This is a genomic window from Glycomyces tenuis DSM 44171, assembly GCF_000427885.1.
GTDB lineage: Bacteria > Actinomycetota > Actinomycetes > Mycobacteriales > Micromonosporaceae > Glycomyces > Glycomyces tenuis.
This window is the reverse complement of the sequence record NZ_ATYW01000003.1, coordinates 311,432-335,286: the sequence shown is the minus strand read 5'-3', so window position 1 is coordinate 335,286 and position 23,855 is coordinate 311,432. Positions and strand designations below refer to the sequence as shown.

Here is a 23,855-nt window from a genome sequence, read left to right as displayed (position 1 = left end):
CGCCAGGCCCCACACGTATCCGACCCTCGTTCAAGCGGTGACGATCTCGTCTTTCAGCGGGGCGAGCGCTCCGGCGATCACGCCGATGGTCTCCGCGTCGACACCGGCCTCGGTCAGGGAGGCGGCCAGGTGGCCCACCACCCGGTCGAAGTCGGGCGAGGTGATCGCCAGGTCCGCGTGGGCCTTGCGCATGGAGCGCCCGCTGTAGGGACGGCTCGCGCCGAGCGCCTGCCCCACGAAACGGGCCTGATGGGTCTTGAGCCGGTCCATGTCGATGCCCTCGAAGTATCCGGCCAGCGCGGGGTCGTCGGTGACCTTGCCGTAGAAGATCGCCACGACGGCCTCCACCGCGGCCTCGCCGCCGATCTGCTCGAACACCGTGGTGGTCGCCTGCGTTTCAGGAGTGTCGTTCATCGCATCAGCATGGGCCACAGGTGGTGCCGGACCGTGGCCTCGGCGTTGGCATCGTGTTCCGGCGGCCCTGCCGAGTCGGCCCTGCCGGAATGCGGCCCCGGAAACCCGGTGTTCACATCCCGGCAGGGTCCAGCAGCGTCAAGGCGCTCAGGCACCGAGGTCGGCGGCGACCGCGATCAGCTCGGCCAGTTCGTCGACGTCGGGGTCGTCGCTCGCGGCGGCGAGCTCCTGCGCCGCGGGCAGGAGCGATTCGCAGTCGAAGCCTTCGGCGCTGCCGCGCAGCGCTTCGGCGAAGGCGGCGGCGACCACGTCCACGCCCAGGCTCGGCGCCGCGTCGCCGTACGCCGACTGGTCGGCGCCGGACATCGTCGCCGCGACGGTGTCGGCCTCGCCGCTCTCCGGGTCCAGCCAGCGCGCCTCGGCCGTGGCGAGTTCACCGGACTCGCCGGTGAGCGTCAGCGCGTACAGCGCGGTGACGCTGTGGCCGGGCCCCACCTCGCCGCCGTCCACGCTGTCGTCTTCGAACTCCTCGTCCTCGATGGCGCGGTTCTCGAAGCCGATGAGCCGGTATTCGGCGACGGTGTCGGGCGAGAACGTCACCTGGATCTTCGCGTCGCGCGCGGCGACGCCGAGCGTGGAGGTGAGCCGCTCTGAGAAGACGCGCTCGGCCTCGGTGGCCGTGGCGAAGTAGACGGCCCAGCCGTCGCCGTTGTCGGCCAGCTGCTCCAGCGTCTCCTGGTTGTAGGAGTCGCCGACGCCGACGGTCAGGAGCGTGATGCCCTCGGCGATCTGCGGTTCGAGGTCCTCGAGGATGGCATCGTGCTCGGTGAGGCCGACGTTGGCCTCACCGTCGGAGAGCAGGATGACCCGGTTGTCCTTGCCGGAGTCGAAGGATTCGCCGGCGATCTCGTAGCCGTCGACGAGGCCGGCGTGCATGTTGGTCGATCCGTTCGACTCCAGGTCGTCGACGGCGTCGTGGAGCTCGTCGCCGTCGCCGACCGGTGTCATCTCCTTGAGCACCTCGGAGTCCGACTCGTAGGTGACGATGGCGACCGCGTCGGTGGGTCGCAGCTCGTCGATGAGGGTGTGGAGTGAGTCGCGGACGATCTGGATGCGGTCGCCGGACATCGAGCCGGACACGTCGATGACGAACGTCAGGTTCACGTCCGCCCTCGCCTCGTCGCTCTCGCTGCGGGTCTGGAGGCCCACGCGCATGACGTGGGTGGCGTCGCCGGCCTCGTACCACTCGGGCAGCTCGGCGCCGTCCACGGTGATCGCGAAGCCCGCGCCGTCGGGCTCGGCGTAGCCCTGGTCGAAGTAGTTGACGAACTCCTCGGGGCGTATCTGGTCCTCGGGCGGCAGTTCGCCGTCGTTCAGGGAGCCGCGGGCGAAGTCGTAGGAGGCGCTGTCGATGTCGACGGCGAAGGTCGACTCGGGGTCCTCGGCCGGGGAGACCGGACCGCCTGCGAACTCTTCCTCGGGGTGGTCGGCGGGCGCGGGGGCGCCGTTCTGGGCGAGGCCGCCGCCCTCGCCGCCGGTGCAGGCGGCGAGCGGCGCCAGCAGCAGCACGGTCAGGGTCACGGCCTTCAGCGGGTGTCTCATGAGGGGTCCCTTCGTGTTCGGCGGAGGTACATGCCCATGAGACCGTCTTTTTCCGACGGCGGTTCCGTCTGTGCCCGAACCGTGATGCGCCGGTGAGGAAATCGGACCGATCCGTGTCCGGACCGTCACAAGGTCACGGTCCGGTCGCGGGCCTCAGCGGGTCCTGACCCTCCTGGTCAGGTCGATGCGGGACCGCCAGTCCGCCGGGTCGTCCGAATACGACACCTCGGCGAGGGTGAGGCCGTGCGGGCCGACGACGTGGACGTCGTTCGCTCGCTCGCCGAGATCGAGGATCGAGGCCAGCCACTCCTCGTCGCGGCGGCCGTCGCCGACGGCGAGCGCGGCGCCGACGAGGCTGCGGACCATCGAGTGGCAGAACGCGTCGGCGCGGACCGTCGCCACCGCGACGCCCTCGCCGTCGCGGGCCCAGTCGTACTGGAGCAGCTCGCGGATCGTCGTGGCGCCCTCGCGTTGCTTGCAGAAGCCGACGAAGTCGTGCTCGCCGATCAGGCGCCGGCAGGCGGCGTGCATGCGTTCGACGTCGAGCCGCCGGGGCCAGGCGAGGGTGTCGGCCCGGCGCAGCGGGCTGACGCCCCAGGTCGCGTCGGCCACGCGATAGGTGTAGCGGCGCCACCTGGCGGCGAAGCGGGCGTTGAAGGAGGAGTCGACGGCCTCGGCCGAGGTGACGCGCACGTCCGGCGGCAGGATGCCCCTCATGCGCCACAGCAGCTTCTCGGCGAGGGCCTCCCACTTCGCGGCGGGGACGTCGACGTGGACGACCTGCCCGGTGGCGTGGACGCCCGCGTCGGTGCGCCCGGCGACGGTGAAGTCCTCGATGTGCCCGAACAGCAGCTCGCAGGCGCGCATCACCTCGGCGGCGACGGTCCGCCGCCCCGGTTGCAGCGCCCAGCCGGAGAAGTCGGCGCCGTCGTAGGCGACGCCGAGCCGCAGCCTCGTCTTGTCCTCCACCCGTCCCTCCCGGGGAGAAATCCTATGGGAAGCAGAAGACCGCGCGCAGAGCTGTGCCCTGCGCGCGGTCGCATGCCGTGCGGCCGGGCCCGGAGGCCCGAGCGCGGTCGCTAGTCGACCAGCTCGATGATGGCCATCGGCGCGTTGTCGCCCTTGCGGTTCCCGGCCTTGATGATCCGGGTGTAACCGCCCTCGCGCTCGGCGAAGCGCGGGGCGACCTGCTCGAACAGGTCGTGCGTGGCGTCCTTGTTGCGCAGCTTGGCCAGCGCCAGGCGGCGGTGGTGCAGGCTGCCCTTCTTGCCGTACGTGATCAGACGCTCGGCGTAGGGACGCAGGCGGCGCGCCTTCGTCAGCGTGGTCGTGATGCTGCCGTGCTCGAACAGCGAGGCCGCGAGGCCGGCCAGCATCAGCTTCTCGTGTGCCGGGGAACCGCCCAGGCGCGGGCCCTTGGAAGGCTTAGGCATTGTCTTGCTCCTGTGGTCTTGGTCGGCCCCCGCCCGAGCGGAGGCCGCGCAGCGCTAGAGCTGCTCGGTCTCGCGGAGGTCCTCACCGTCGTCTTCGTACTCATCGGGCTCGGGGCTCTCCTCGGACCCGAAGGCCGCTGCGGCCTCGGAGGGGTCGAAGGTGCCCGGCGAGTCCTTCAGGCTCAGGCCCATGCCGGCGAGCTTCATCTTGACCTCGTCGATCGACTTCTGCCCGAAGTTGCGGATGTCGAGCAGGTCGGCCTCGGTGCGGTTGATGAGCTCTCCGACGGTGTTGACGCCCTCCCGCTTGAGGCAGTTGTACGAGCGGACGGTCATGTCCAGGTCCTCGATCGGGAGCGCCAGGTCGGCGGCCAGCTGCTGGTCGGCCGGGCTGGGCCCGACGTCGATGCCCTCGGCCTCGGTGTCGAGCTCGCGGTAGAGCCCGAACAGCTCGACCAGGGTCGAGCCGGCGGAGGCGAGCGCGGTGCGCGGCGAGGTCGAGGCCTTGGTCTCGACGTCGACCGTCAGCTTGTCGAAGTCGGTGCGCTGCTCGACGCGGGTGGCGTCGACCGAGTAGGCCACCTTCAGGACCGGCGAGTAGATCGAGTCGACCGGGATGCGGCCGATCTCGTTCGTGTCGGCCTTGTTCTGCGGGGCCGAGACGTAGCCTCGGCCGCGCTCGACCACGAACTCCATGTCCAGGCGGCCCTTCGAGTTGAGGGTCGCGAGCTTGAGCTCGGGGTTGTGGACCTGCACGCCGGCGGGCGGCTGGATGTCGCCGGCGAGGACCTCGCCGGGGCCTTCCTTGCGCAGGTACATGGTGGCCGGCTCGTCGTTCTCGGAGGAGACGCAGATCTGCTTGACGTTCAGCACCAGTTCGACGACGTCCTCCTTGACGCCGGGGATGGTGGAGAACTCGTGCAGCACGCCGTCGATCTTGATCGAGGTGACCGCCGCGCCCGGGATGGACGACAGCAGCGTGCGCCGCAGCGAGTTGCCGAGCGTGTAGCCGAAGCCGGGCTCGAGCGGTTCGATGGTGAACTTCGAGCGGGTCGGGCTGATCTGCTGCTCAGAGAGCGAGGGCCGCTGAGTGATAAGCACGTTGATTGATTCCTTCGGTTCAGGGCGCCCGCTATATGGCGCCGAGAAATGGTGAGCACACCTGGGCTGCGTCGCCCCGATGCCTCCCTGACGGGTTCAATTGTGACGGCGACCGCCGGCGTCCCGATGCGAAACGCCCGGGACGCTCGGGCGGTCAGACCCTGCGCCGCTTGGGCGGGCGGCAGCCGTTGTGCGGCTGCGGGGTCACGTCGTTGATCGAGCCGACCTCGAGGCCGACGGCCTGGAGGGAGCGGATCGCGGTCTCGCGGCCGGAGCCGGGACCCTTGACGTAGACGTCGACCTTGCGCATGCCGTTGTCCATCGCCTTGCGGGCGGCGGCCTCGGCGCACATCTGCGCGGCGTAGGGGGTCGACTTCCTGGAGCCCTTGAAGCCCACTTGGCCGGCGGAGGACCAGGAGACGACGGCACCGGTCGGGTCGGTGATCGACACGATGGTGTTGTTGAAGGTGCTCTTGATGTGAGCCTGTCCCTGGGGGACGTTCTTCTTCTTTGCGCGCGGGTTCTTGGAACCGCCGCGAGTCTTCGGTGGCATCTCTTGCGCTCCTCAGCCCTAGCGGGCCTTCTTCTTTCCGGCGACAGTCTTCTTCGGGCCCTTGCGGGTCCGAGCGTTGGTCTTGGTCCGCTGACCGTGGACCGGGAGGCCGTAGCGGTGGCGCAGGCCCTGGTAGCAGCCGATCTCGATCTTGCGGCGGATGTCGGCCTGCACTTCGCGGCGCAGGTCGCCTTCGACTTGGTAGTGCTCTTCGATGTGGTCGCGGAGCTTCACCAGCTCCTCGTCGGTGAGGTCCTTGACCCGCTTGTCGCGGTCGAGGCCGGTGGCCTCGATCGTCTCGAGCGAGCGCGTGCGGCCGACACCGTAGATGTAGGTGAGTGCGATCTCCAGGCGCTTGTCGCGCGGGAGGTCCACTCCGACCAGGCGTGCCATCTAGGCGTTCTCCTAGCGTTCTCGGAGGTCTGACCGCTGCCGTCTCGCCGGGAGTGGAACTCCCTGCCCTGATGGGCGATGCGAGCCCCGGCCTCCGAACCGGGGGTTGTGCGCCTCGGGCGCACTGGCGGCGGTTCCCCATCTCTCAAGCGTGGGGCCTTGCTCGTTGCGTGTGAAGTTCTAGCCCTGACGCTGCTTGTGACGCGGGTCGGACGAGCAGATGACCATCACCCGTCCGTGCCTGCGGATCACGCGGCAGTTCTTGCAGATCTTCTTGACGCTCGGTTTGACTTTCACGAGTCCTACTTACGTGTAGTCGTCAGGTCAGCGGTAGCGGTAGACAATCCGCCCGCGCGACAGGTCGTACGGCGAGAGTTCGACGACCACGCGGTCCTCTGGGAGGATCCGGATGTAGTTCTGCCGCATCTTGCCGCTGATGTGAGCGAGTACTTTGTGGCCGTTGGTGAGTTCCACCCGGAACATAGCGTTCGGGAGGGACTCGACGACCTTGCCTTCAATCTCGATGGCACCGTCTTTTTTCGGCATGTCCTCCGCTACCGTGACAACTCGGTCCGAAACTCCGCACCCGTCCGGGTCCGGAGCAACTGGCAGCCCGCGCAACGTCCCGGGCCCCCGGCAGGGGCCGCTTGCGTTGATCGGGCGTTTCGCGGCCTTGGCCGTCGCGAAGCTTGCGAGCAATGAATTCGCGCTGGTGAGGGCCGCTCGCGACCTCGGCGCGGCACGGGGGCCGCGTCCTGGTCGCACTGGTGCTGTTCGTCGTGAGTATCCGCCTCGGTCCACCGGAGCGCGGGCGAACTGGGGCAGAGCGGACTGCACCGCTGGCTAAGTCTACTCGCGTCCGCGAAGCGACTACCAGCGGGGAGACCGTGACGGACGGCACTGGTACGCGTACGAGGCGGTCCGCCACTGGAGCGGCGGACCGCCTCGTCGAGCTCTTACTTCGAGCAGTACTCGACTGAGCTGCTACTTCGAGTAGTACTCGACGACGAGCTGCTCGTCGCAGATCACGGGGACCTGCTTGCGCTCGGGCACCTGGATGAAGCGGGCCACCAGGCCGTCGAGGTGGGCCTCGATGTAGGCCGGGGTCTGCTCGCCCGCCCACGCGCCGGCCGCGGCCAGCTGGAACGGCGTCATCGTGCGGGACTTCTTGCGGACCTGCACGAAGTCGTTCGGCTTGAGCCGGTAGGACGGGATGTCGACCTTGCGGCCGTTCACGATGAAGTGACCGTGGTTGACGAACTGGCGCGCCTGGTAGATGGTGCGCGCGAACCCGGCCCGGAGCACGAAGGCGTCGAGGCGGGATTCGAGGATGCCGACCAGGACCTCACCGGTCTTGCCCTGCTTGCGCACGGCCTCCTGGTAGGCGTTGCGCAGCTGGCGCTCGCTGATGTTGTACTGCGCGCGCAGGCGCTGCTTCTCGACGAGCTGGTTCTTGTAGTCCGATTCCTTCTTGCGGCCGCGGCCGTGCTGCCCCGGAGGGTACGGACGGCGCTCCATGTACTTGGCGGCCTTCGGCGTCAGGGCGACGCCGAGGGAACGGGAAAGCTTGACTTTCGCCTTCGCTTGCAATGCAATCTCCAGTAATTCATGAACGAGCCCCGATTCGGGGCACAAGTCGTCTCTGACGTGCAGAAACGCGGAAGTGTAACGCGCTCGTGCGGCGCGCACACGGGTATACGGCTGGGCTTTCTTTCGAGAAAGAAGGCCGAGACCAGGGTACGCGCCGAGGTCAGGAGCGGCCAGCGCGGGCCGCCGCGAGAGTGACCAGGCGCTCTACCAGCTCCTCGTAGGAGGTCCCGGCGGCGGCGAACGCCTGCGGGACGCCGCTCATCGGAGTGAGCCCCGGCATGGTGTTGAGCTCGTTGAGGTAGACGGTGCCGTCGGGGGCCAGGAAGCAGTCCACGCGGGCCAGATCGCGGCAGTCGAGGAGCCGGAAGACCTTCCGGGCCAGCTCCTGGGCCTGCTCGGCGACGCCCTCGGGGAAGTCGGGCTTGAGGTTGAACGGCTCGGGGTTGTCGAGGTACTTCGCGTCGAAGTCGAACCAGCCGTCCTCGCCCATCGCGAGCACTTCGAGCGGGTAGGTGACCTCGAGACCGCCGTCGAGCGTGGCGAGGACGCCCATCTCGATCTCGCGGACGTCCATGAACGCGGCCTCGAAGACGACCTTCTGGTCGATCTCGCGGGCCGCGGCGACGGCCTCGGCCAGTTCGGCGCGGGACTTGACGCGGCTGATGCCGAGGCTGGAGCCGGCGCGGGCCGGCTTGACGAACAGCGGCAGGCCGAGCTCCTCGATCACGGCCTCGGCGTCGAGCTCCTCGCCGGGTTTGAGGACGGCCCAGGCGCCCTGCGGGACGCCCTCGGCCGCGAGCAGGCGCTTGGTGAACTCCTTGTCCATGCTCACCGAGCTGGACAGGACCCCGGAGCCGACGTAGGGCAGGTCGGCCATCTCGAACAGCCCCTGGAGGGTGCCGTCCTCGCCGTAGGGGCCGTGGAGGACCGGGAAGGCGATGTCGGCCACGGGCGAGGCGCCGGGGCCGAGTTCGACGGCGACGGCCTTGCCGGAGTCGGCGGTGATCTCCGGCAGCGGCTCGGCGCCGTCGATCGCGAAGGCGGCGTCCTGCGGGAGCTGCACCCACTCGCCGGTGCGGGTGATGCCGATGGCGGTGACGTCGTAGCCGCGTGCGCGCAGGGCCTGGGCCACTCCCGAGCCGGAGGCGCATGAGACGGGCTGTTCGACGCTGCGTCCGCCGAAGAACACGGCGACGGTTGGCTTAGGCATTGTTTGACCTCAAAGTGTCGGTTTCCGGTTTGGTCTCGCGGCCCATCAGCTCGGCGACCGCGGCCCGGGGGTCGAGTCCCTCGTGGCAGACGCGTTCGACGGCGTCGCAGATCGGCATCTCGACGCCGACCTTGCGGGCCAGGTCGGTGATCGACCGGCAGCTCTTGACGCCTTCGGCGGTCTGCCTGGTGACGCGGGCGGCCTCTTCCAAGGTCGCCCCGAGACCGAGCTGCTCGCCGAAGGTGTGGTTGCGGGACAGCGGTGAGGAGCAGGTGGCGACCAGGTCGCCGAGGCCGGCGAGGCCGGCGAAGGTCGCGGGGTCGGCGCCGAGCCGGATGCCCAGGCGGGTGGTCTCGGCCAGGCCGCGGGTGATGATCGTGGCCTTGGTGTTGTCGCCCAGGCCCATGCCCGCGGCCATGCCGTAGGCGAGGGCGATGACGTTCTTGGTCGCCCCGCCCAGTTCGCAGCCGACCACGTCGGTGTTGGTGTAGGGCCGGAAGTAGGCGGTGGTGACCGCGCGCTGGACGGCGACGGCGCGGTCGTGGTCGAGGCAGGCGACGACGGAGGCGGTCGGCTGCTCCTCGGCGATCTCGCGGGCGAGGTTGGGGCCGGACAGGACCGCGACGTGCTTCTCGTCGGCGCCGGTGGCCTCGACGACGACTTCGGTCATGCGCGCGGTGGTGCCCAGTTCGATGCCTTTCATGAGGCTGAGCAGGGTCGCGTCCGGGTCGAGGTGCTCGGACCAGGCGGCGAGGTTCTCGCGGAGGGTCTGGCTGGGGACCGAGAGCACGACGATGCCGGCGCCGCGCAGGGCCTCGGCGGGGTCGCCGGTGGCCGCCACGCGGTCGGGGAGGGCGATGTCCGGGAAGTAGTCCGGGTTGCGCCGGTGCTCGTTGATCGCGTCGGCGACGCTGGAGCGCCGCGCCCAGAGTGTGACAGGCGTGCCCGCGTCGGCGAGGATCTTGGCGAACACGGTTCCCCACGATCCGGCTCCCATGACGGCTGCTCTCACTCGGTCGGCTCGCTTTCTTCGCTTCGGTTCCGGCGGTTCTCGCGTGAGTCGAACAGGGGCGGGGCGCTCTCGCCGCGCAGCTCGGCCAGGCCTTCGCGGAGGGCCTCCATGATGCGGTCGGTGACGGCGGTGAGGGTCTCGCGGGTGATCTCCGCGCCCTGCCATTCGGAGAGGTCGACCGGCGGCAGGGCCTTGACGGTGACGGGCCTGCGCTTGCCGAACAGCTTGAACTTGGGCTTGCGGTGGCGGTCGTGGATCGCCAGGGAGCCCCATTGGACGAGCGGGACGACGGGGGCGCCGGTCTCGAGGGCGAGGCGGGCCACGCCGGTCTTGCCGCGCATGGGCCAGCGGTTCGGTTCCTTGGTGACGGTGCCTTCCGGGGACATGATGACGCTGCCGCCTGCGGCGAGGATCTCGCGCAGGACGCGCAGCGAGTCGGCGGCGTCCGCGCTGCCGCGCTTGACCGGGACCTGGCCGGTGGCCCTGACGATCGGGCCGGCCACGGGGATCTTGAGGATCGTGTCCTTGAGCAGGAAGCGCGGGTGGCGGCCGGAGTTGTAGACGTAGTGGGCGATCGGGAGCGGGTCGAAGTCGGAGTAGTGGTTCCACACGAGGATGACCGGGCCGGTGAGCGGGACGTGCCGCATGCCGGCCCAGTGGCGCCTGGTGAGGAGCAGCAGAGCGCCCTTGACGATGCCGCCGACGGTGTGGACGACGCCGTTCAGCCGATCGCCTCCGGGCCGGCGGAAGGCGTAGTGCGCCTCGGCCGTCTCCTTGGTCACCTGGTCGCTCCTTCTCAGTGTGCCGAGGCTCGGTTCGCGGGCTTCGGCGGGACCGATGTGCGGCTCGCGGGCCTTCCCGTCGGGAGGGGCGACCGCGCGCCCTCCGCAGGCTCGGCTTGTGGGATCGTCTGTGTGGGGAGCACTCTATAGCCCCTCCCGCCCGGGGAGGGAGACGGGAACCGGGCCGTGGGGTCCGCCTCAGGCGCCGCAGCAGTATCGCACTGGGCGTGATGCCGCCGGTACCGGCCGCGCTCGGCGGCGGGATCGGTTCCCCGCCAGAGCGCTCGGCGGTGCCGCGGGCCGGTGTCGGTCGCCGCACCGGACCTGGGGCGGCGCGGCGGATGCCCGCGGAGCCGAGCCGAGGCTCGTGAGCTTCGCCGAGGCGTCTTGCGCCGACCAGCGAATGATGTCATCATAGAGTCACAATGACATCGACCTTGCCGACACGTTGTGGCGGCAACGACCTCGAACTCGACCGGAGTGAATGATATGAACTGGCGTCTCCTCGGATGGCTCGCGGCCCTGTTCGGCGGCGCGATCGTCGCGATCTGGCTCGTCGCCACGGTGATCGGCTGGGTCTTCGGCGCCCTCGGTCTCCTCATCAAGATCGCCCTCGTCGTCGGCGTCGTCGGCGGCCTGGTGTTCCTCGGCTGGAAGGCCAAGAACGCCATCAGCGGCTCCGACCGCAAGCAGCTCCGCAGGTAGCCCCCCTTGCAGGGTACAGTCGCAAGCTTCAATGAGGACGCCTCCGGCGAGGTCGTCCTCGATTCGGGCCGCCGCGTCGCCTTCGACGCGGCGGCCTTCGCCGTCTCCGGTCTGCGGTTCCTGCGCCCGGGCCAGCGCGTCCAACTCGAGGCCGACGCGGACGGATCGATCGTCGCGGTCCGCATCCTCACCATGCGCCCCTAGGGGTGTCGGGGGTTCCCGTTCGTGGCCCGATCCCAGTACGGTATGAGGCGTGAGCGGGACACAGAAGCGGGTGGCCGCCGCAGGCGGGGTGCTGTGGCGTGCGGGCGAGGGCGGACGCATGGAAGTGGTCGCCGTGTGGCGGCCCAAGGTCGGCAACTGGTCGCTGCCCAAGGGCAAGCTCGACGACGCCGAGCATCCCTTGACGGCCGCGTGCCGCGAGGTCGAGGAGGAGACCGGCGTGCCGGTCATCCCGCAGATGTGGCTGTGCCGGGCCTCCTACGTGCTGCCCAACCCGGACGGCGACGTGCACAAGACCGTCGACTTCTGGTCGATGCGCACCGAGAAGCCCGAGGCGGGCTTCACCGCGGACGAGGAGATCGGCGAGCGGCGCTGGCTGCCGCTGGCGGAGGCGCGCCGGATGCTCTCCCGGCCGCGGGACCAGCAGGCGCTCAAGGCGTTCTCGGCGCTGCCCGCGGTCACCGCCACTGTGCTGCTGGTGGCGCCCGCCGAGGTCGAGCGCGGCTTCGACGGGCCGGCCGTCACGCGTCCGTTGAGCGGCACCGGCCGCGAGCAGGCGGTGCGGCTGGCGGCCCTGGCGGCGCTGTACCAGCCCGAGCGGGCGCTGAGCGCGACCGGCAGGGCGAGCGTGCAGACCCTCGAACCGGTGGCTCAGGCGGTCCGCTGCCGGCTGACCGGGGACTCGGTGTTCGACACCGACGCGCACGGGCGCAGCCCCGTGCGCTCCGGCACCCGGCTGCGGGAGCTGGCCTCGGCGGGCGGGTGCTCGATCGTGTGCGCCGAGCCGGAGGTCATCAGCGACACGGTGGCGATCCTGGCCGACGAGGACGAACTGGCGGTCGCCGACGTCTCGACGCGGGCGGGCGAGGGCTGGGTCCTCTCACTGGCCGGACAGCGGCTCATCGGCGTCGAGCGGCTCTGAGCGGGCAGAGGTACCGTTGCCCCCGCAACCGCTCTCAAGGAGGTAGTCGTGCCAGACCGTGGCTCACCGACGTCACCGCAGGGATCGAGCTCGCCGGGCGGACCGGGGGACTCGCCGCTCACCAACTGGGCGGGCAACATCGGCTTCGCGCCCGAGCGGTTCGAGCCGGTCGCGAGCCTGGAGGCGGCCCGCGAGGTCGTGGCCGCGGCATCGCGGCTGCGGGTGCTCGGCTCGGGCCACTCCTTCAACGCCATCGCGGACTCGCCCGGCGTCCTGCTCTCGCTCAGCGGGATCGAACCGGAGGTCGTGATCGACGCCGAGCGGCGCGAAGTGCGCGCCTCGGGGTGGATCACGTACGCGGCCCTGGGGCGGGCCGTCCACGAGGCCGGGTTCGCGCTGCACAACTTCGCCTCGCTCCCCCACATCTCGGTGGCCGGGTCGATCGCGACCGGCACGCACGGCTCGGGCGACCGCAGCGGGAACCTCGCGACCGCCGTGGCGGCCTTGGAGTTCATCGACGCCGACGGCGAGATCCGCACCGTCAGGCGCGGCGAGCCCGATTTCGCGGGCTCGGTGGTCCATCTGGGCGCCTTGGGGGTCGTCACGGCCGTGACGCTGGACCTGCTGCCGGCGTTCGAGATGCGCCAGTACGCCTACGACGGGCTCGGTTTCGACGCGGCGGTGGCCCACTTCGACGAGCTGACCTCGGCCGCGTACAGCACGAGCATGTTCACCGGCTGGGGCGCCGATCCGTCGTTCCAGTTCTGGACGAAGCAGCGCGCCGCCGACCAGACGCAGCCCTTCCCTCCCACGCAGTGGTTCGGGGCGCCGCTGGCCGACGGCCCGCGCCACCCGATCCCGGGCGTCGACCCCGCGGCGTGCACCGAGCAGCAGGGGCGGACCGGGCCGGCGCACGAGCGGCTGCCGCACTTCCGGCCCGAGTTCACGCCCAGCGCGGGCGAGGAGCTCCAGTCGGAGTACCTGGTGGACCGGGCCGACGCGCCGGCGGCGCTGGAGGCGCTGCGGGCGGTCTCCGAGCGGCTCGCGCCGGTGGTGCAGATCAGCGAAGTGCGCACGATGGCGGCCGACGATCTGTGGCTTTCACCGGCCTATGGACGGGACACTGTGGGCTTCCACTTCACGTGGGTGCGCGACTATGAATCGGTTCAGCCGGTCATGGGAGTGGTGGAGGAAGCGCTCGCTTCGTTCACTCCTCGACCCCATTGGGGGAAATTGTTCACGATTCCCATTGCCGAAATCCGTTCACAATATCCCCGAATGGGGGACTTCGAAAAACTGCGGGACCGCGTCGATCCAGAGGAGAAGTTCACGAACGACTTCTGCGCGGAACTGCTCGGCGGAAGCGCTCGATTACACAGCGCTGTGCCGGGCGGCTCGGGGCGCAGTCGAATCCGAGTCCGTTTGTTCGCTCACAGTGCCGAGCCATAAATGGGCTTCGCCGAGAGGACGGAAGGACGCGCGGATATCGGGGCGCATATCCGGGTACCCGGCGGCACGGTGAACGGGCGGCGGGTGCGCCGCCGCGCGGCGGCGTCCGGTTCAGGGGGCGAGGCGAGGGCGGGCGGGCCGGATTCGGCCCGGCACGGCCCGTCTGAGGCCCGCCGGCGCCGCTCCGCGCGGCCGCGGGCGGGTGCGGGCACAGCCGAGGGCATCCAGGTGGATCCTGAATGCCCTCTGTCCCCGTGCGAGTGCGATGTTGCCGCTTCGCGGAGACCCGGAATGCGACCGGGCCGTAGAGCTTCAGCGGCGACCGCGCTTGGCAGCGGTCTTGCGCGCCGGCGTCTTCTTGGCCCCGGTCTTCTTGGCGGTGGCCTTGGTGGCCGTCTTCCGCGTCGCCTTCTTGGCCGTGCTCTTGGCGGTGGTCTTCTTGGCGGCGCGCTTGGTGCCCGAGACCCTGCCTGTGGCGACCGAGCGGGTGCCTGCGCCGGCGGCCCGCGTGGTCTTCTTGGCCGCCTTCTTGGCGGACTTCTTCGCCGTCGACTTCGAGGCGGGCGCGGCGGCGGTCTTCTTCGCGGCTGCCGCTCGGGGCATCTTCCGCTTTCCCGTCACCAGTTCTTTGAAGCCCGTACCGGGCCGGAACGCCGGGATTACCGTCTTCTTGACCTTCACCGCTTCACCAGTGCGAGGGTTGCGCGCCATGCGCGCGGCCCTCTGGCGCTTCTCGAAGACGCCGAATCCGGCGAAGGAGACCTTCTCCCCTTTCACCACCGCACGCTGAATCTCGTCGATCGCCACATCCACGACTTCCTTCGCGGCCTGACGGTCTCCTGTGCGAGCGGCTATCCGGTCTACGAACTCTGCCTTGTTCACGAGTCCTTCCCTCCCGATAAGGTTGTCTAGCTAAACCAGCCGTTAAGCGCACGGTATGACGTTTCGAAAGCGAACGCAACTGTTTCGGGGAAAAAACCCCTTGTGTCGCAGGGCTTTTTTATTTGGACGCCCGAAATCGACGCTCACAACCCCGTTGGGACGGGCCGAAACACGCCTGGAGCCGGTGGGGGCCCACCGGCTCCAGACATGAGTGATGCGATTATCGGGCTTCGGGCGCTAGGCGGCGCTCGGCAGAGTCCTAGGCCGCCAAGCGTCCCGGTTCGACTCGAAGGCCGCGATCCGGGCCTCGTCGCGGAGGGTCAGGGCGACGTCGTCGAGGCCCTCCATCAGGCGCCAGCGGGCGAAGTCGTCGAACTCGAACGGCCAGCTCCGCTCGCCCGCACGGACTTCCCGCTCGACCAGGTCGACGGTGACGGCCAGGCCCGGATCGGCCTCGACGGCGTCCCAGAGGGCCTCGACGGCCTCGGCGGGCAGTTCCACTGTCAACAGACCGTTCTTGAGCGAGTTCCCGCGGAAGATGTCCCCGAAGCGGGGCGCGATGACCGCTTTGAAGCCGTAGTCCTTCAGCGCCCACACCGCGTGCTCGCGGCTGGAGCCGGTGCCGAACTCGGTTCCGGCGATGAGGATCGTGGCGCCCTGGTGGGCGTCCTGGTTCAGCACGAAGGCGGGGTCGTCGCGCCACTCGGCGAACAGCCCGTCCTCGAAACCGGTCTTGGTGACCCGCTTGAGGTAGACGGCGGGGATGATCTGGTCGGTGTCGACGTTCGAGCGCCGCAGCGGGGCCGCGGGGCCGGTGTGCGTCGTGACTTTCTCCATGTCGCTGTCCTCTCTTACAGGTCGGCCGGGCCGGCGAGGCGGCCCGCGACGGCGGTGGCGGCGGCGACGGCCGGGCTGACGAGGTGGGTGCGCCCGCCCTTGCCCTGGCGGCCCTCGAAGTTGCGGTTCGAGGTGGAGGCGGCCCGCTGGCCGGGCGTCAGCTGGTCCGGGTTCATGCCCAGGCACATCGAGCAGCCGGCGAAGCGCCAGTCGGCCCCGGCCTCGGTGAAGACCTTGTCGAGGCCTTCGGCGACGGCCTGCTCGCGCACGCGGGCCGAGCCGGGCACGACCATCATGTTGACGCCGTCGGCGACCTTGCGGCCCTTGATGACCTCGGCGGCGGCCCGGAGGTCCTCGATGCGGCCGTTGGTGCAGGAGCCGAGGAAGACCACGTCGACGTCGACCTCGCGCATCGGCGTGCCGGCCTCCAGGCCCATGTAGGTCAGGGCGTTCTCGGCGGTGGTGCGCTCGATCGGGTCGTCGAAGGAGGCCGGGTCGGGCACGGCTCCGGAGAGCTCGACGCCCTGGCCGGGGTTGGTGCCCCAGGTGACGAAGGGGCTCAGTTCGGCCGCGTCGATGACGATCTCGCGGTCGAATTCGGCGTCCTCGTCGGTCTTGAGGCTCCGCCAGTACTCGAGGGCGGCGTCCCATTCCTCGCCCGCGGGCGCGTGGGCGCGGCCCTTGACGTATTCGAAGGTCTTCTCGTCGGGGGCGATCAGGCCCGCCTTGGCGCCCCATTCGATGGACATGTTGCACACCGTCATGCGGCCCTCCATGGAGAGCTCCTCGATGGCCTGGCCGCGGTATTCGACGATGTGGCCCTTGCCGCCACCGGTGCCGGTGATCGAGATGATCTTGAGGATGAGGTCCTTGGCGCTGACGCCCTCGGGCAGGGAGCCGTCGACGGTGACGGCCATCGTCTTCGGCTTGGACTGCGGCAGGGTCTGGGTGGCGAGCACGTGCTCGACCTCGCTGGTGCCGATGCCGAACGCGATCGAGCCGAACGCGCCGTGCGTGGAGGTGTGGGAGTCGCCGCAGACCACGGTCATGCCCGGCTGGGTGAGGCCCAGCTGGGGGCCCACCACGTGGACCACGCCCTGCTCGGCGTCGCCGAGGGAGTGGATCCGCACGCCGAACTCCTCGCAGTTCGCGCGCAGCGTCTCGATCTGCTTGCGCGAAGTCGGGTCGGCGATGGTGAACAGGTTGTCGGTGGGCGTGTTGTGGTCCTCGGTGGCGAGGGTGAGGTCGGTGCGGCGGACCTTGCGCCCGGCCTGGCGCAGGCCGTCGAACGCCTGCGGGCTGGTGACTTCGTGCAGCAGGTGCAGGTCGATGTAGAGCAGATCGGGCTGTTCGCCGTCGGATCGCACTACGTGGTCGTCCCAGACCTTCTCGGCGAGGGTCCTCGGCCGCGCTGACGCCCGCGGAAGCGTAGATGAGCTCGGCCGCGCTGCCTCGGCTCCTTGTGGTGTACGTGACATCTTCTATCCCAGTCGTTGGACTTCTCGAATAATGGGAGGTAATGTTCAGCTCGTGAGAACGAATACTATCAGCGGAGTGGGCGTCCTCGACAAGGCGGTGCTCATCCTCACGGCCTGCACCAACGGCGCCAGCCTGGCTGAGCTCGTGCACGAGACGGGCCTCCCCCGGGCCACGGCCCACCGTCTCGCCCAGGCCCTCGAGGCCCACGAGATGCTCCAACGCGACCACGAGGGCCGCTGGAGGCCCGGCCCGAAGCTCGGCGAGCTCGCCGGCTCCACCGCCGACGTCCTCCTCAGCGCCGCCGAACCGGTCCTGAACCTCCTGCGGGACCAGACCGGCGAGTCGACGCAGCTGTACCGCCGCCGCGCCGACGAGCGCATCTGCGTGGCCGCCGCCGAGCGGGCCTCGGGACTGCGCGACACGGTCCCGGTGGGCGCGACACTGCCGATGACCGCGGGCTCGGGCGCGCAGGTGCTGCTCGCCTGGGAGCCGCCGGAGGGCATCCTGCCACTGCTGCCGAAGTGCCGCTTCTCCTCCAAGACCCTCGCTGAGGTGCGCCGCCGGGGCTTCGCCCAGTCGGTCGCCGAGCGCGAGGCGGGCGTGGTCAGCGTCTCGGCGCCGGTGCGCGACAAGACCGGCCGCGTCGTGGCCGCGATCTCGGTCTCGGGCCCCTTGGAGCGCCTCGGCCGCCGCCCCGGCGACCGCCTCGGCATGGCCGTCATCCGCGCCGGCCAGAAGCTCTCCGGCCTCTGAGAGGGGAAGCGGTCATGCCAAACGGCGATGACGAGCGGCGCCCCGCCGAAACACGGTCCTTCAAAGAACTGCTTCGCGAACCGCCCTGCATCGACGACTTCCCCGATACCTCCGACCTCCGCCGCGAACTGCCGCGCGAGATCGACCTGGAGTCGGACCCCCCTCAGCCGAGAAGCTCCCGCACCAGGAACTCGGTCTTAGGCGGGAGCAGATGCGGCGGATAGGTCTCCTCGACACAGGCGAGGGCCTCGTCGACGGAGGCGAATCCGCATAGGCGGTAGAGCGTCACGAGGTCTTCGGCGTCCCGCTCGACCCTGGCGGCGACGGCCTTCATGGCGAACAGGTAGCGACGCGAGGCCACTCGCACCGCGATTCCGGGCGCGTCGAACAGGACCGTCGCATTCGGGTCGATGCCGGGGAGGAAGCCTTTCACCGCGTCATTGAGCCAGTCATCGCGAAGGCCATGGCGCTCCCCGACCTCCCTGGCCGCCTCGTAGACGACCTGCTTCGGATCGAAGATCGCATCGAGGTCGCGCGTGGCACGCCTGGTGTTGTAGGCCAAGGCCATCGCCGCTCCTTCGACGAGGAAGAGCTCCGCCCGTTCACCGGCGTCGGCGAGCGTCGCCCCCAGATCCGTCAGCAACTCCAGGATGGCGTCTCTGTCGAGCAGGCTCATACGCTCTCCAGCGAAGCACGGTCGAGGAACACGCCGCGGCTCGCCAGTTCCGGTGAGGCGGAGCCGGCGGAGAGCGCGGCGAGTCCGGGCATCGGCCTGCCCATGAGCTCTTCGACCACGAACCAGAACTTCCGGAGGAAACGCCCCGGCGCACTCGCCCACCCGGGAGTGGACAGGCCCGCACGGCGGCTGGCGTATTCGGCTATGCCCGCCAAGAGCGCGTCCCACCGCTCGTCTCCGGTGCCGTCCGGCTCGACGCGTACGGATTGCCGCACTGCGGCTCGGTCGACACCGTCGATGTCGTCGAGAAACTGAATGACGTGGCGGAGCGCCTCACCGGCCTCACCGGCCTTGAGCGAGGCCCGGACCTCGTCGGCCGTTCGCTCCAGCGTCGGCGCTGTCGTGCGCCCCGCCTCGAAGGCGTGCTCCACGCCGACGGCTCGGGCGTATCGCTCCAGCGTGCTGAGCCGCGGGTCGGAGTGGCCGGATTCGAGGCGGGCGATGGCGGACTGGGTCGTGCCGATCCGGTCGGCGATGTCGGCCTGCGAGAGCCCCAGTTCGAGCCGAGCCGCCCGCAAACGCTCGACCACCGTCGATGAAAGCCTGTCCACGCATCAATTATAGCGTATTCGCTATATCATTGGAGCGGGCCGATGGCGGATTCGATGTCGACCTTCAAGGACGGGCCGGTGACCAAGTTCTTCACCTGTTCGATGACCGGGGCCATGAACTGGTCGGGGCCGGGCTTGCCCGCGATGGGCTCCACGGCCGCTATGGCCGTTCTCGCCGCCGGGGACGGGATCAGCGGCTGGCGGAGCTGGACGCCCCGGACGGCCGCCAGGAGTTCGACCGCCAGCAGGCTCCCGAGGTTGTCGAGGACCTCGCGGAGCTTGGCACCGGCCGACCAGCCCATCGAGACGTGGTCCTCCTGCATCCCCGAGGTGGGGACCGAGCCGATCGAAGCGGGGACCGCCAGGCGGCGGTTCTCCTCCACGATCCCGGCGGCCGTGTACTGGGCGATCATGAGCCCCGAGTTCACGCCCGGGTCGGGGCTGAGGAAGGCCGGGAGCCCTCGGGAGCGGGTGACGTCGAGCAGCCGGTCCACGCGCCGCTCGGCGATCGAGCCGACGTCGGCCGCGGCGATCGCCAGGAAGTCGGCGGCGTAGGCGAGCGGGGCGCCGTGGAAGTTCCCCGTGGACTCGACCCGCCCGTCCGGCAGGACCACCGGGTTGTCGACCACCGACCGCAGCTCGTTCGCGGCCACCCCTTCGGCGTAGGCCAGGACGTCCCGGGCGGCGCCGGCGACCTGCGGGGCGCAGCGCATCGAGTAGGCGTCCTGCACGGCGTGCAGCAGGTCGTCCCGGTGGGAGTCCATGATCTCGGAGTCCTGGAGCAGCATGTGGATGTTGGCCGCGCTCGTCGCCTGGCCGGGCTGGGGGCGGATCTCGTGGAGTTCGGGCATGAACGGCCGGTCGGATCCCAGCATCGCCTCGATCGACAGCGCGGCGCACACGTCGGCCATGGCGAGCAGGTGCCTCGCGTCGGCGGCGGCCAGGATCAGCATGCCGAGCATCCCGTCGGTGCCGTTGATCAGTGCCAGGCCCTCTTTGGACGACAGGGTGATCGGCGCGATCCCGGCGGCCTCCAGGGCGGGGCGGGCGCCGGCGCGTCCGCCGTCGTCGGCGAGCACCCAGCCCTCCCCCAGCAGCACCATCGCGCAATGCGCCAAGGGCGCCAGGTCGCCGGAGGCGCCGAGCGAGCCGTGACGCGGCACCCACGGAGTGATACCGGCGTTGAGCAGGGTCGCCATTGCGGCCGCGACTTCGGGGCGGACTCCCGACCGGCCCATCGCGAGGGAGCGCAGCCGCAACGTCATCATCGCCCGGACCACTTCCTTCGGCATCGGCTCGCCGACGCCCGCCGCGTGCGAGCGGATGAGCGCGTGCTGGAGCTCGGCCCTCCGCTCGGGCTCGATGAACGTGCCCGCCAGGGCCCCGAAGCCGGTCGAGACGCCGTAGACGGGCCGGCCGTCGCGGTCGATGCCGTCGATGATCTCGCGGCTGCGGCGCATCGCCTCGACGGCGCCCGAGTCGATGACGACCTCGGCCCGGTCCCTGGCGACGGCGATGACGTCCTCGGGCGTGATACCGGCGGGTTTGATCTGGACGGTGGTCATCTCAGGGCTCCTGGTGTACGACGGTGCCGCCCCGTACGACGGCTGTGACGAGCGGCGTGCCCGGCCGGTAGGCCAGGTGCGCGTGTGACGGCGCGTCGAGCACGGCCAGGTCGGCGCGGGCGCCGATCGCGAGGCGGCCGACGTCGTCTCGGCGCAGCGCCTTCGCGCCGCCCGCGGTGGCGGCGGCGACGGCCTCGGTCGGGGTCATGCCCATCTCGCGCACGGCCAGCGCGATGCAGAAGGCCATGCTGCTGGTGAAGGACGAGCCGGGGTTGCAGTCGGTGGCGAGGGCGACCGCGGCGCCCGCGTCGATGAGCCTGCGCGCGTCCGGATAGGGCGATCGCGTGGAGAACTCCGCGCCCGGCAGGAGCGTGGCGACCGTCGAGCCGGAGGCGAGCGCGTCGACGTCGGCGTCGCTCAGGTGGGTGCAGTGGTCGGCCGAGGCGGCGCCGAGTTCGACGGCGAGCCGCACGCCGGGCCCGGCGGTGAGCTGGTTGGCGTGGACGCGCGGCGAGAGCCCCGCTTCGGCGCCGGCGGTGAGGACCCGGCGGGCCTGGTCGCCGTCGAAGGCGCCCCTTTCGCAGAACACGTCGACCCATTTGGCGTGCGGGGCGCAGGCGTCGAGCATCTCGCCGCACACCAGATCGACGTACTCCTCGGCGTCGGTGGCGGCCGGGACGGTGTGCGCCCCGAGGAAGGTGGTCTCGCCGGTGAACTCGCCCGCGATGCGCAGCTGCCGTGCCTCGTCGGCGACGGTGAGCCCGTAGCCGGATTTGATCTCCACGGTGGTGGTGCCCTGGCGGAGCATCTCGGCGGTGAGGCGGGCGCAGGTGGCGCGCAGTTCGTCGTCGCTCGCGCGGCGGGAGGCGGTCACGGTGGTGCGGATGCCGCCGCCGGTGTAGGGCTCGCCGCTCATGCGCGCGGCGAACTCGGCGGTGCGGTCCCCGGCGAAGACGAGGTGGGCGTGGCTGTCGACGAAGCCGGGGACGACGGCGCGCCCGGCCGCGTCGAGCCGTTCGTCGGCGGCGGGCGCCTCGGCGGCCGGGCCGATCCAGACGACGGCGCCGCCGTCGGCGACGAGGGCGGCGTCGTTCCTGACGCCGTGCTCCTCGTCGGCGGTGAACAGCTCGCCGATGTTGTCGACCAGGAGGCTCATCGCCACAGCTCCCCTATCGTCTCGGCGAGTTCGGCGGCCGTGTCGATCGCGGTGTGGCGGCCGCCCGAGACGACGCGGCGCCCGTCGACCACGACGTCGGTGACGTCGGCCGCGGTGGCGGCGTACAGGAGGCCGTCCGGCGCGACCCCGGCGGTGCGCGGTGAGTCGAGCGCGACGGCCACCAGGTCGCAGCGCAGGCCGGGGGCGATGCGCCCGGCGTCGTCCCAGCCGAGGCTGCCGTGGCGGGTCATGGCCGCGAGCAGCTCGGCGGAGGTGAATCGGCCGCGCCGCTCGGTCGTGAGGCGTTCGTGCATCTCGATGGCGCGGGCCTCCTCGAACATGTCGATGACGGCGTTCGAGTCGGTGCCGAGCGACAGCGGGATGCCCGCCTCGGCCATGGCGAGGGCCGGGCCGATGCCGTCGGCGAGGTCCCGTTCGGTGGTGGGGCACAGGCACACGGTGGCGCCCGAGCGGCGCAGCAGCTCGAGGTCGCCTCCCGTGGGGTGGGTGGCGTGGACGGCGGTCAGGTCGGGGCCGAGCAGCCCGCGCCGCTCCAGCAGCTGCGTCGGGCTGCACCCGTGCTCGGCGCGGCAGGCCTCGTTCTCGGCGCGCTGCTCGGAGACGTGGACGTGGACGGGCCGGCCCTCTGTGGAGCAGGCGAACGCCTCGATCGCCGCGTCGGGCACGGCCCTGACCGAGTGGACGGCGGTGCCGACGACGGCGTGCGGGGCCGCGTCGAGCTTGTCGACGCGGTTCATCCACGCTTCGAGGCCGCCGTCGCCGAAGCGGCGCTGCGCGCCTGCGAGGGGCTCGCCGAAGCCGCCCGCGAGGTACAGCGCGTCCAGGAGGGTGATGCGGACGCCGGCGTCGGCCGCGGCGGCGATGAGGGCCTGGCCCATCGCGTTCGGATCGGTGTAGGGCCGCCCGCCGGGGGCGTGGTGCAGGTAGTGGAACTCCCCCACGCAGGCGATCCCGGCGAGGGCCATCTCGGCGTAGACGGCCCTGGCGAGGCGGAAGTACGAGTCGGGGTCGAGGCGTTCGGCGAGGGCGTACATCCGCTCGCGCCACTCCCAGAACGTGCCGCCTTCGCCGTGGGTGCGGCCGCGCAGGGCCCGGTGGAAGGCGTGCGAATGGGCGTTCGCCAGGCCGGGCAGGACGAGGCCGCGCAGGACTTCGGCCCCGGCCGCCTCGACGCCGGCCGTGACCGAGGTGATGCGGCCTTCGGCTGTCTCGATCGCGACCGCCTCGGCCACGCCCGTCGCCAATTGGGCCCGTTCGGCCCAGTAGGTCAGCACGCCAGCTCCCGCAGCACCGCGGCGAGCGCGTCGACTCCGGCGGCGCAGTCCTCGTCGTCGGCCCGCTCGCCCGGGGCGTGGGAGACGCCGGTGCGGTTGCGGACGAACAGCATCGCGGTGGGGACGTGCGCGGCCAGGATCGCGGCGTCGTGCCCGGCGCCGGTCGGCAGGACCGGGGCACTTCCAAGGAGGGCCGCGAGCCGGTCCCGCAGGCCGCCGTCGAAGTCGACCAGGGGCGTCTCGGACTCGGCGGTGACGGACACCTGCGTGCGGTCCCGCTCGGCCCGCTCGTTCACCTTGGACTGCACGCCTTCGAGGATCTGGTCCAGGTCGGCCTGGTCGGGGGCGCGCGCGTCGAGCCAGGCGCGGACGGTCCCGGGGATGACGTTGGCGGCGCCGGGGTCGGACTCGACGCGCCCGACGGTGGCGAGGCCGCCGACGATCCGGGCCTCCTTGCGGGCGGCGAGGACCATGAACGCGGCGGTCAGCATCGGGTCGCAGCGGTCGGCCAGGAGCGTGGTCCCGGCGTGGTTGGCCTCGCCGGTGAAGGTGAAGCGCCAGCGCCCGTGCGGCCAGATCGCGCTGGCGACGCCGACGGGCGCGTCCGCGCCGTCGAGGGCGCGGCCCTGCTCGATGTGGAGCTCGACGAAGGCGCCGATCCCGTCGAGGCGCTCGGGGTCGGCGCCGAGGATGGTCGGGTCGGCGGCCGTGGCGTCCATGGCCTCGGCGAGTGTGATGCCGTCGGCGTCGGTGAGCCCCCGTGCCCGGTCGGGGTCGAGGGCGCCGGTCATGAGGCGGGAGCCGACGCACGGCACGCCGAAGCGGCCGCCCTCCTCCTCGGTGAAGGCGACGACGCCGATCGGGCGGCGCGGCTTCGCGCCCGCCTCGCGCAGGACGTCGATCGCGAGGAACGCCGAGGCGATGCCGAGCGGGCCGTCGTAGGCGCCGCCGTGGGGCACCGAGTCAAAGTGGCTGCCGGTCAGGACCGCGTTCCGCTCGTGGCGCGGGCCCCACCAGGCGTAGAGGTTGCCGTTCTTGTCGGTCTCGATCTCCATGTCGCGCCTGTCGGCCTGGGCGCGGAACCAGTTGCGGCAGGCCTGGTCGGCCTCGCTCCACGAGTACCGCAGGTAGCCACCCTGCTGGGACAGCCCGATCGGTGTCAGTCCGTCCCACAGCGACCTGAACTCGGCGGCGTCCATCGCTTCCCCCTCGG

General features: G+C 70.8%; 26 protein-coding genes and 1 pseudogene. 5 read left to right on the top strand and 22 right to left on the bottom strand.

From position 1 onward, the window contains the following. Positions 1–30: 30 nt before the first annotated feature. The 13 genes and pseudogenes from YWW_RS0106525 to YWW_RS0106465 all read right to left on the bottom strand — a co-directional run bounded on the left by YWW_RS0106525 (position 31) and on the right by YWW_RS0106465 (position 10,090). Entirely contained in the window at positions 31–414 is a 384-nt protein-coding gene (locus YWW_RS0106525) for a group I truncated hemoglobin (RefSeq protein ID WP_026929484.1), read from the bottom strand. 147 nt (positions 415–561) lie between these two features. Then, positions 562–2,016: a vWA domain-containing protein gene (locus tag YWW_RS0106520; RefSeq protein ID WP_026929483.1), complete on the bottom strand. Its 1,455-nt coding sequence runs from the start codon at positions 2,014–2,016 to the stop codon at positions 562–564. A 153-nt stretch (positions 2,017–2,169) separates the two neighbouring features. Beyond that, positions 2,170–2,985: a tRNA pseudouridine(38-40) synthase TruA gene (truA, locus tag YWW_RS0106515; protein WP_026929482.1), complete on the bottom strand. Its 816-nt coding sequence runs from the start codon at positions 2,983–2,985 to the stop codon at positions 2,170–2,172. A gap of 116 nt (positions 2,986–3,101) precedes the next feature. After that, positions 3,102–3,449 (bottom strand): annotated as a pseudogene (gene rplQ, locus YWW_RS28710) (50S ribosomal protein L17); the annotation flags it as partial. A 54-nt stretch (positions 3,450–3,503) separates the two neighbouring features. After that, positions 3,504–4,550 (bottom strand): DNA-directed RNA polymerase subunit alpha, encoded by a 1,047-nt coding sequence (locus YWW_RS0106505; RefSeq protein ID WP_026929481.1) that lies wholly within the window; start codon positions 4,548–4,550, stop codon positions 3,504–3,506. A 154-nt stretch (positions 4,551–4,704) separates the two neighbouring features. After that, positions 4,705–5,103: a 30S ribosomal protein S11 gene (rpsK, locus tag YWW_RS0106500; RefSeq protein ID WP_026922444.1), complete on the bottom strand. Its 399-nt coding sequence runs from the start codon at positions 5,101–5,103 to the stop codon at positions 4,705–4,707. 18 nt (positions 5,104–5,121) lie between these two features. Continuing rightward, positions 5,122–5,496 carry a 30S ribosomal protein S13 gene (rpsM, locus tag YWW_RS0106495; RefSeq protein WP_026929480.1) on the bottom strand — a complete coding sequence of 125 codons (375 nt, stop codon included), beginning with the start codon at positions 5,494–5,496 and terminating at the stop codon, positions 5,122–5,124. 180 nt (positions 5,497–5,676) lie between these two features. Then, entirely contained in the window at positions 5,677–5,793 is a 117-nt protein-coding gene (rpmJ, locus tag YWW_RS34865) for a 50S ribosomal protein L36 (protein ID WP_081687242.1), read from the bottom strand. 27 nt (positions 5,794–5,820) lie between these two features. Beyond that, a complete protein-coding gene (gene infA, locus YWW_RS0106485; protein WP_026929479.1) occupies positions 5,821–6,042 on the bottom strand; it encodes a translation initiation factor IF-1 in 222 nt (73 codons plus the stop codon). Positions 6,043–6,480: 438 nt separating this feature from the next. Then, positions 6,481–7,086, bottom strand: a complete 606-nt coding sequence (gene rpsD / locus YWW_RS0106480) for a 30S ribosomal protein S4 (RefSeq protein ID WP_081687241.1) — start codon at positions 7,084–7,086, stop codon at positions 6,481–6,483. A 160-nt stretch (positions 7,087–7,246) separates the two neighbouring features. Continuing rightward, positions 7,247–8,296 (bottom strand): D-alanine--D-alanine ligase family protein, encoded by a 1,050-nt coding sequence (locus YWW_RS0106475; protein ID WP_026929477.1) that lies wholly within the window; start codon positions 8,294–8,296, stop codon positions 7,247–7,249. Then, positions 8,289–9,293 carry an NAD(P)H-dependent glycerol-3-phosphate dehydrogenase gene (locus tag YWW_RS0106470; protein ID WP_026929476.1) on the bottom strand — a complete coding sequence of 335 codons (1,005 nt, stop codon included), beginning with the start codon at positions 9,291–9,293 and terminating at the stop codon, positions 8,289–8,291. The genes YWW_RS0106475 and YWW_RS0106470 overlap by 8 nt, the downstream gene beginning before the upstream one ends. Positions 9,294–9,304: 11 nt before the next feature. Continuing rightward, positions 9,305–10,090, bottom strand: coding sequence for a lysophospholipid acyltransferase family protein (locus YWW_RS0106465; RefSeq protein ID WP_211228452.1), 786 nt, complete (start codon positions 10,088–10,090; stop codon positions 9,305–9,307). A 489-nt stretch (positions 10,091–10,579) separates the two neighbouring features. On the opposite strand from YWW_RS0106465, the gene YWW_RS0106460 reads away from it, so the two are divergent. The 4 genes from YWW_RS0106460 (at position 10,580) to YWW_RS28705 (ending at position 13,388) form a co-directional block, all read left to right on the top strand. After that, positions 10,580–10,795 (top strand): hypothetical protein, encoded by a 216-nt coding sequence (locus YWW_RS0106460; protein WP_026929474.1) that lies wholly within the window; start codon positions 10,580–10,582, stop codon positions 10,793–10,795. Between the two features lie 6 nt (positions 10,796–10,801). Further along, complete coding sequence (locus YWW_RS0106455) at positions 10,802–10,999, top strand: hypothetical protein (RefSeq protein ID WP_026929473.1); 198 nt, start codon at positions 10,802–10,804, stop codon at positions 10,997–10,999. A gap of 49 nt (positions 11,000–11,048) precedes the next feature. Beyond that, positions 11,049–11,939 carry an NUDIX hydrolase gene (locus YWW_RS0106450; RefSeq protein WP_026929472.1) on the top strand — a complete coding sequence of 297 codons (891 nt, stop codon included), beginning with the start codon at positions 11,049–11,051 and terminating at the stop codon, positions 11,937–11,939. Positions 11,940–12,077: 138 nt separating this feature from the next. Further along, complete coding sequence (locus tag YWW_RS28705; protein ID WP_425402682.1) at positions 12,078–13,388, top strand: D-arabinono-1,4-lactone oxidase; 1,311 nt, start codon at positions 12,078–12,080, stop codon at positions 13,386–13,388. 312 nt (positions 13,389–13,700) lie between these two features. Here YWW_RS28705 and YWW_RS0106440 read toward each other — a convergent pair whose 3' ends face one another. The 3 genes from YWW_RS0106440 to leuC all read right to left on the bottom strand — a co-directional run bounded on the left by YWW_RS0106440 (position 13,701) and on the right by leuC (position 16,474). After that, positions 13,701–14,270, bottom strand: coding sequence for an HU family DNA-binding protein (locus tag YWW_RS0106440; RefSeq protein WP_026929471.1), 570 nt, complete (start codon positions 14,268–14,270; stop codon positions 13,701–13,703). Between the two features lie 237 nt (positions 14,271–14,507). Beyond that, the gene (leuD, locus tag YWW_RS0106435; protein ID WP_026929470.1) at positions 14,508–15,107 is read right to left on the bottom strand and encodes a 3-isopropylmalate dehydratase small subunit; all 600 of its coding nucleotides are present in this window, start codon (positions 15,105–15,107) and stop codon (positions 14,508–14,510) included. A 14-nt stretch (positions 15,108–15,121) separates the two neighbouring features. Further along, entirely contained in the window at positions 15,122–16,474 is a 1,353-nt protein-coding gene (leuC, locus tag YWW_RS28700; protein WP_051325444.1) for a 3-isopropylmalate dehydratase large subunit, read from the bottom strand. 178 nt (positions 16,475–16,652) lie between these two features. On the opposite strand from leuC, the gene YWW_RS0106425 reads away from it, so the two are divergent. Then, the gene (locus YWW_RS0106425) at positions 16,653–17,339 is read left to right on the top strand and encodes an IclR family transcriptional regulator domain-containing protein (protein ID WP_026922456.1); all 687 of its coding nucleotides are present in this window, start codon (positions 16,653–16,655) and stop codon (positions 17,337–17,339) included. A 163-nt stretch (positions 17,340–17,502) separates the two neighbouring features. Here YWW_RS0106425 and YWW_RS0106420 read toward each other — a convergent pair whose 3' ends face one another. The 6 genes from YWW_RS0106420 to YWW_RS0106395 are packed head-to-tail and all read right to left on the bottom strand — an operon-like array spanning position 17,503 to position 23,841. Continuing rightward, positions 17,503–18,015, bottom strand: coding sequence for a DUF6036 family nucleotidyltransferase (locus YWW_RS0106420; protein WP_026929469.1), 513 nt, complete (start codon positions 18,013–18,015; stop codon positions 17,503–17,505). Continuing rightward, a complete protein-coding gene (locus YWW_RS34860; RefSeq protein ID WP_081687238.1) occupies positions 18,012–18,626 on the bottom strand; it encodes a helix-turn-helix domain-containing protein in 615 nt (204 codons plus the stop codon). Before YWW_RS34860 ends, YWW_RS0106420 begins: the two co-directional genes overlap by 4 nt. Before the next feature lie 26 nt (positions 18,627–18,652). Continuing rightward, entirely contained in the window at positions 18,653–20,191 is a 1,539-nt protein-coding gene (gene hutH, locus YWW_RS0106410) for a histidine ammonia-lyase (protein WP_026929468.1), read from the bottom strand. A 1-nt stretch (position 20,192) separates the two neighbouring features. Beyond that, complete coding sequence (gene hutI, locus YWW_RS0106405) at positions 20,193–21,347, bottom strand: imidazolonepropionase (protein WP_026929467.1); 1,155 nt, start codon at positions 21,345–21,347, stop codon at positions 20,193–20,195. Further along, positions 21,344–22,642 carry a formimidoylglutamate deiminase gene (locus tag YWW_RS0106400; RefSeq protein ID WP_026929466.1) on the bottom strand — a complete coding sequence of 433 codons (1,299 nt, stop codon included), beginning with the start codon at positions 22,640–22,642 and terminating at the stop codon, positions 21,344–21,346. The genes hutI and YWW_RS0106400 overlap by 4 nt, the downstream gene beginning before the upstream one ends. Continuing rightward, the gene (locus YWW_RS0106395) at positions 22,636–23,841 is read right to left on the bottom strand and encodes an allantoate amidohydrolase (protein ID WP_026929465.1); all 1,206 of its coding nucleotides are present in this window, start codon (positions 23,839–23,841) and stop codon (positions 22,636–22,638) included. Before YWW_RS0106395 ends, YWW_RS0106400 begins: the two co-directional genes overlap by 7 nt. Positions 23,842–23,855 lie beyond the last annotated feature (14 nt).

Excerpts from the sequence above, each read along its gene's own strand:
- YWW_RS0106420 (WP_026929469.1), bottom strand. The coding sequence starts at position 18,015 with ATGAGCCTGCTCGACAGAGACGCCATCCTGGAGTTGCTGACGGATCTG.
- YWW_RS0106520 (WP_026929483.1), bottom strand. The coding sequence starts at position 2,016 with ATGAGACACCCGCTGAAGGCCGTGACCCTGACCGTGCTGCTGCTGGCG.
- hutH (WP_026929468.1), bottom strand. The coding sequence starts at position 20,191 with ATGACCACCGTCCAGATCAAACCCGCCGGTATCACGCCCGAGGACGTC.
- YWW_RS0106470 (WP_026929476.1), bottom strand. The coding sequence starts at position 9,293 with ATGGGAGCCGGATCGTGGGGAACCGTGTTCGCCAAGATCCTCGCCGAC.
- rpsK (WP_026922444.1), bottom strand. The coding sequence starts at position 5,103 with ATGCCACCGAAGACTCGCGGCGGTTCCAAGAACCCGCGCGCAAAGAAG.
- YWW_RS0106460 (WP_026929474.1), top strand. The coding sequence starts at position 10,580 with ATGAACTGGCGTCTCCTCGGATGGCTCGCGGCCCTGTTCGGCGGCGCG.
- YWW_RS0106475 (WP_026929477.1), bottom strand. The coding sequence starts at position 8,296 with ATGCCTAAGCCAACCGTCGCCGTGTTCTTCGGCGGACGCAGCGTCGAA.
- infA (WP_026929479.1), bottom strand. The coding sequence starts at position 6,042 with ATGCCGAAAAAAGACGGTGCCATCGAGATTGAAGGCAAGGTCGTCGAG.
- hutI (WP_026929467.1), bottom strand. The coding sequence starts at position 21,347 with ATGAGCCTCCTGGTCGACAACATCGGCGAGCTGTTCACCGCCGACGAG.
- YWW_RS0106525 (WP_026929484.1), bottom strand. The coding sequence starts at position 414 with ATGAACGACACTCCTGAAACGCAGGCGACCACCACGGTGTTCGAGCAG.
- YWW_RS0106395 (WP_026929465.1), bottom strand. The coding sequence starts at position 23,841 with ATGGACGCCGCCGAGTTCAGGTCGCTGTGGGACGGACTGACACCGATC.
- leuD (WP_026929470.1), bottom strand. The coding sequence starts at position 15,107 with ATGGAGAAAGTCACGACGCACACCGGCCCCGCGGCCCCGCTGCGGCGC.
- rpsM (WP_026929480.1), bottom strand. The coding sequence starts at position 5,496 with ATGGCACGCCTGGTCGGAGTGGACCTCCCGCGCGACAAGCGCCTGGAG.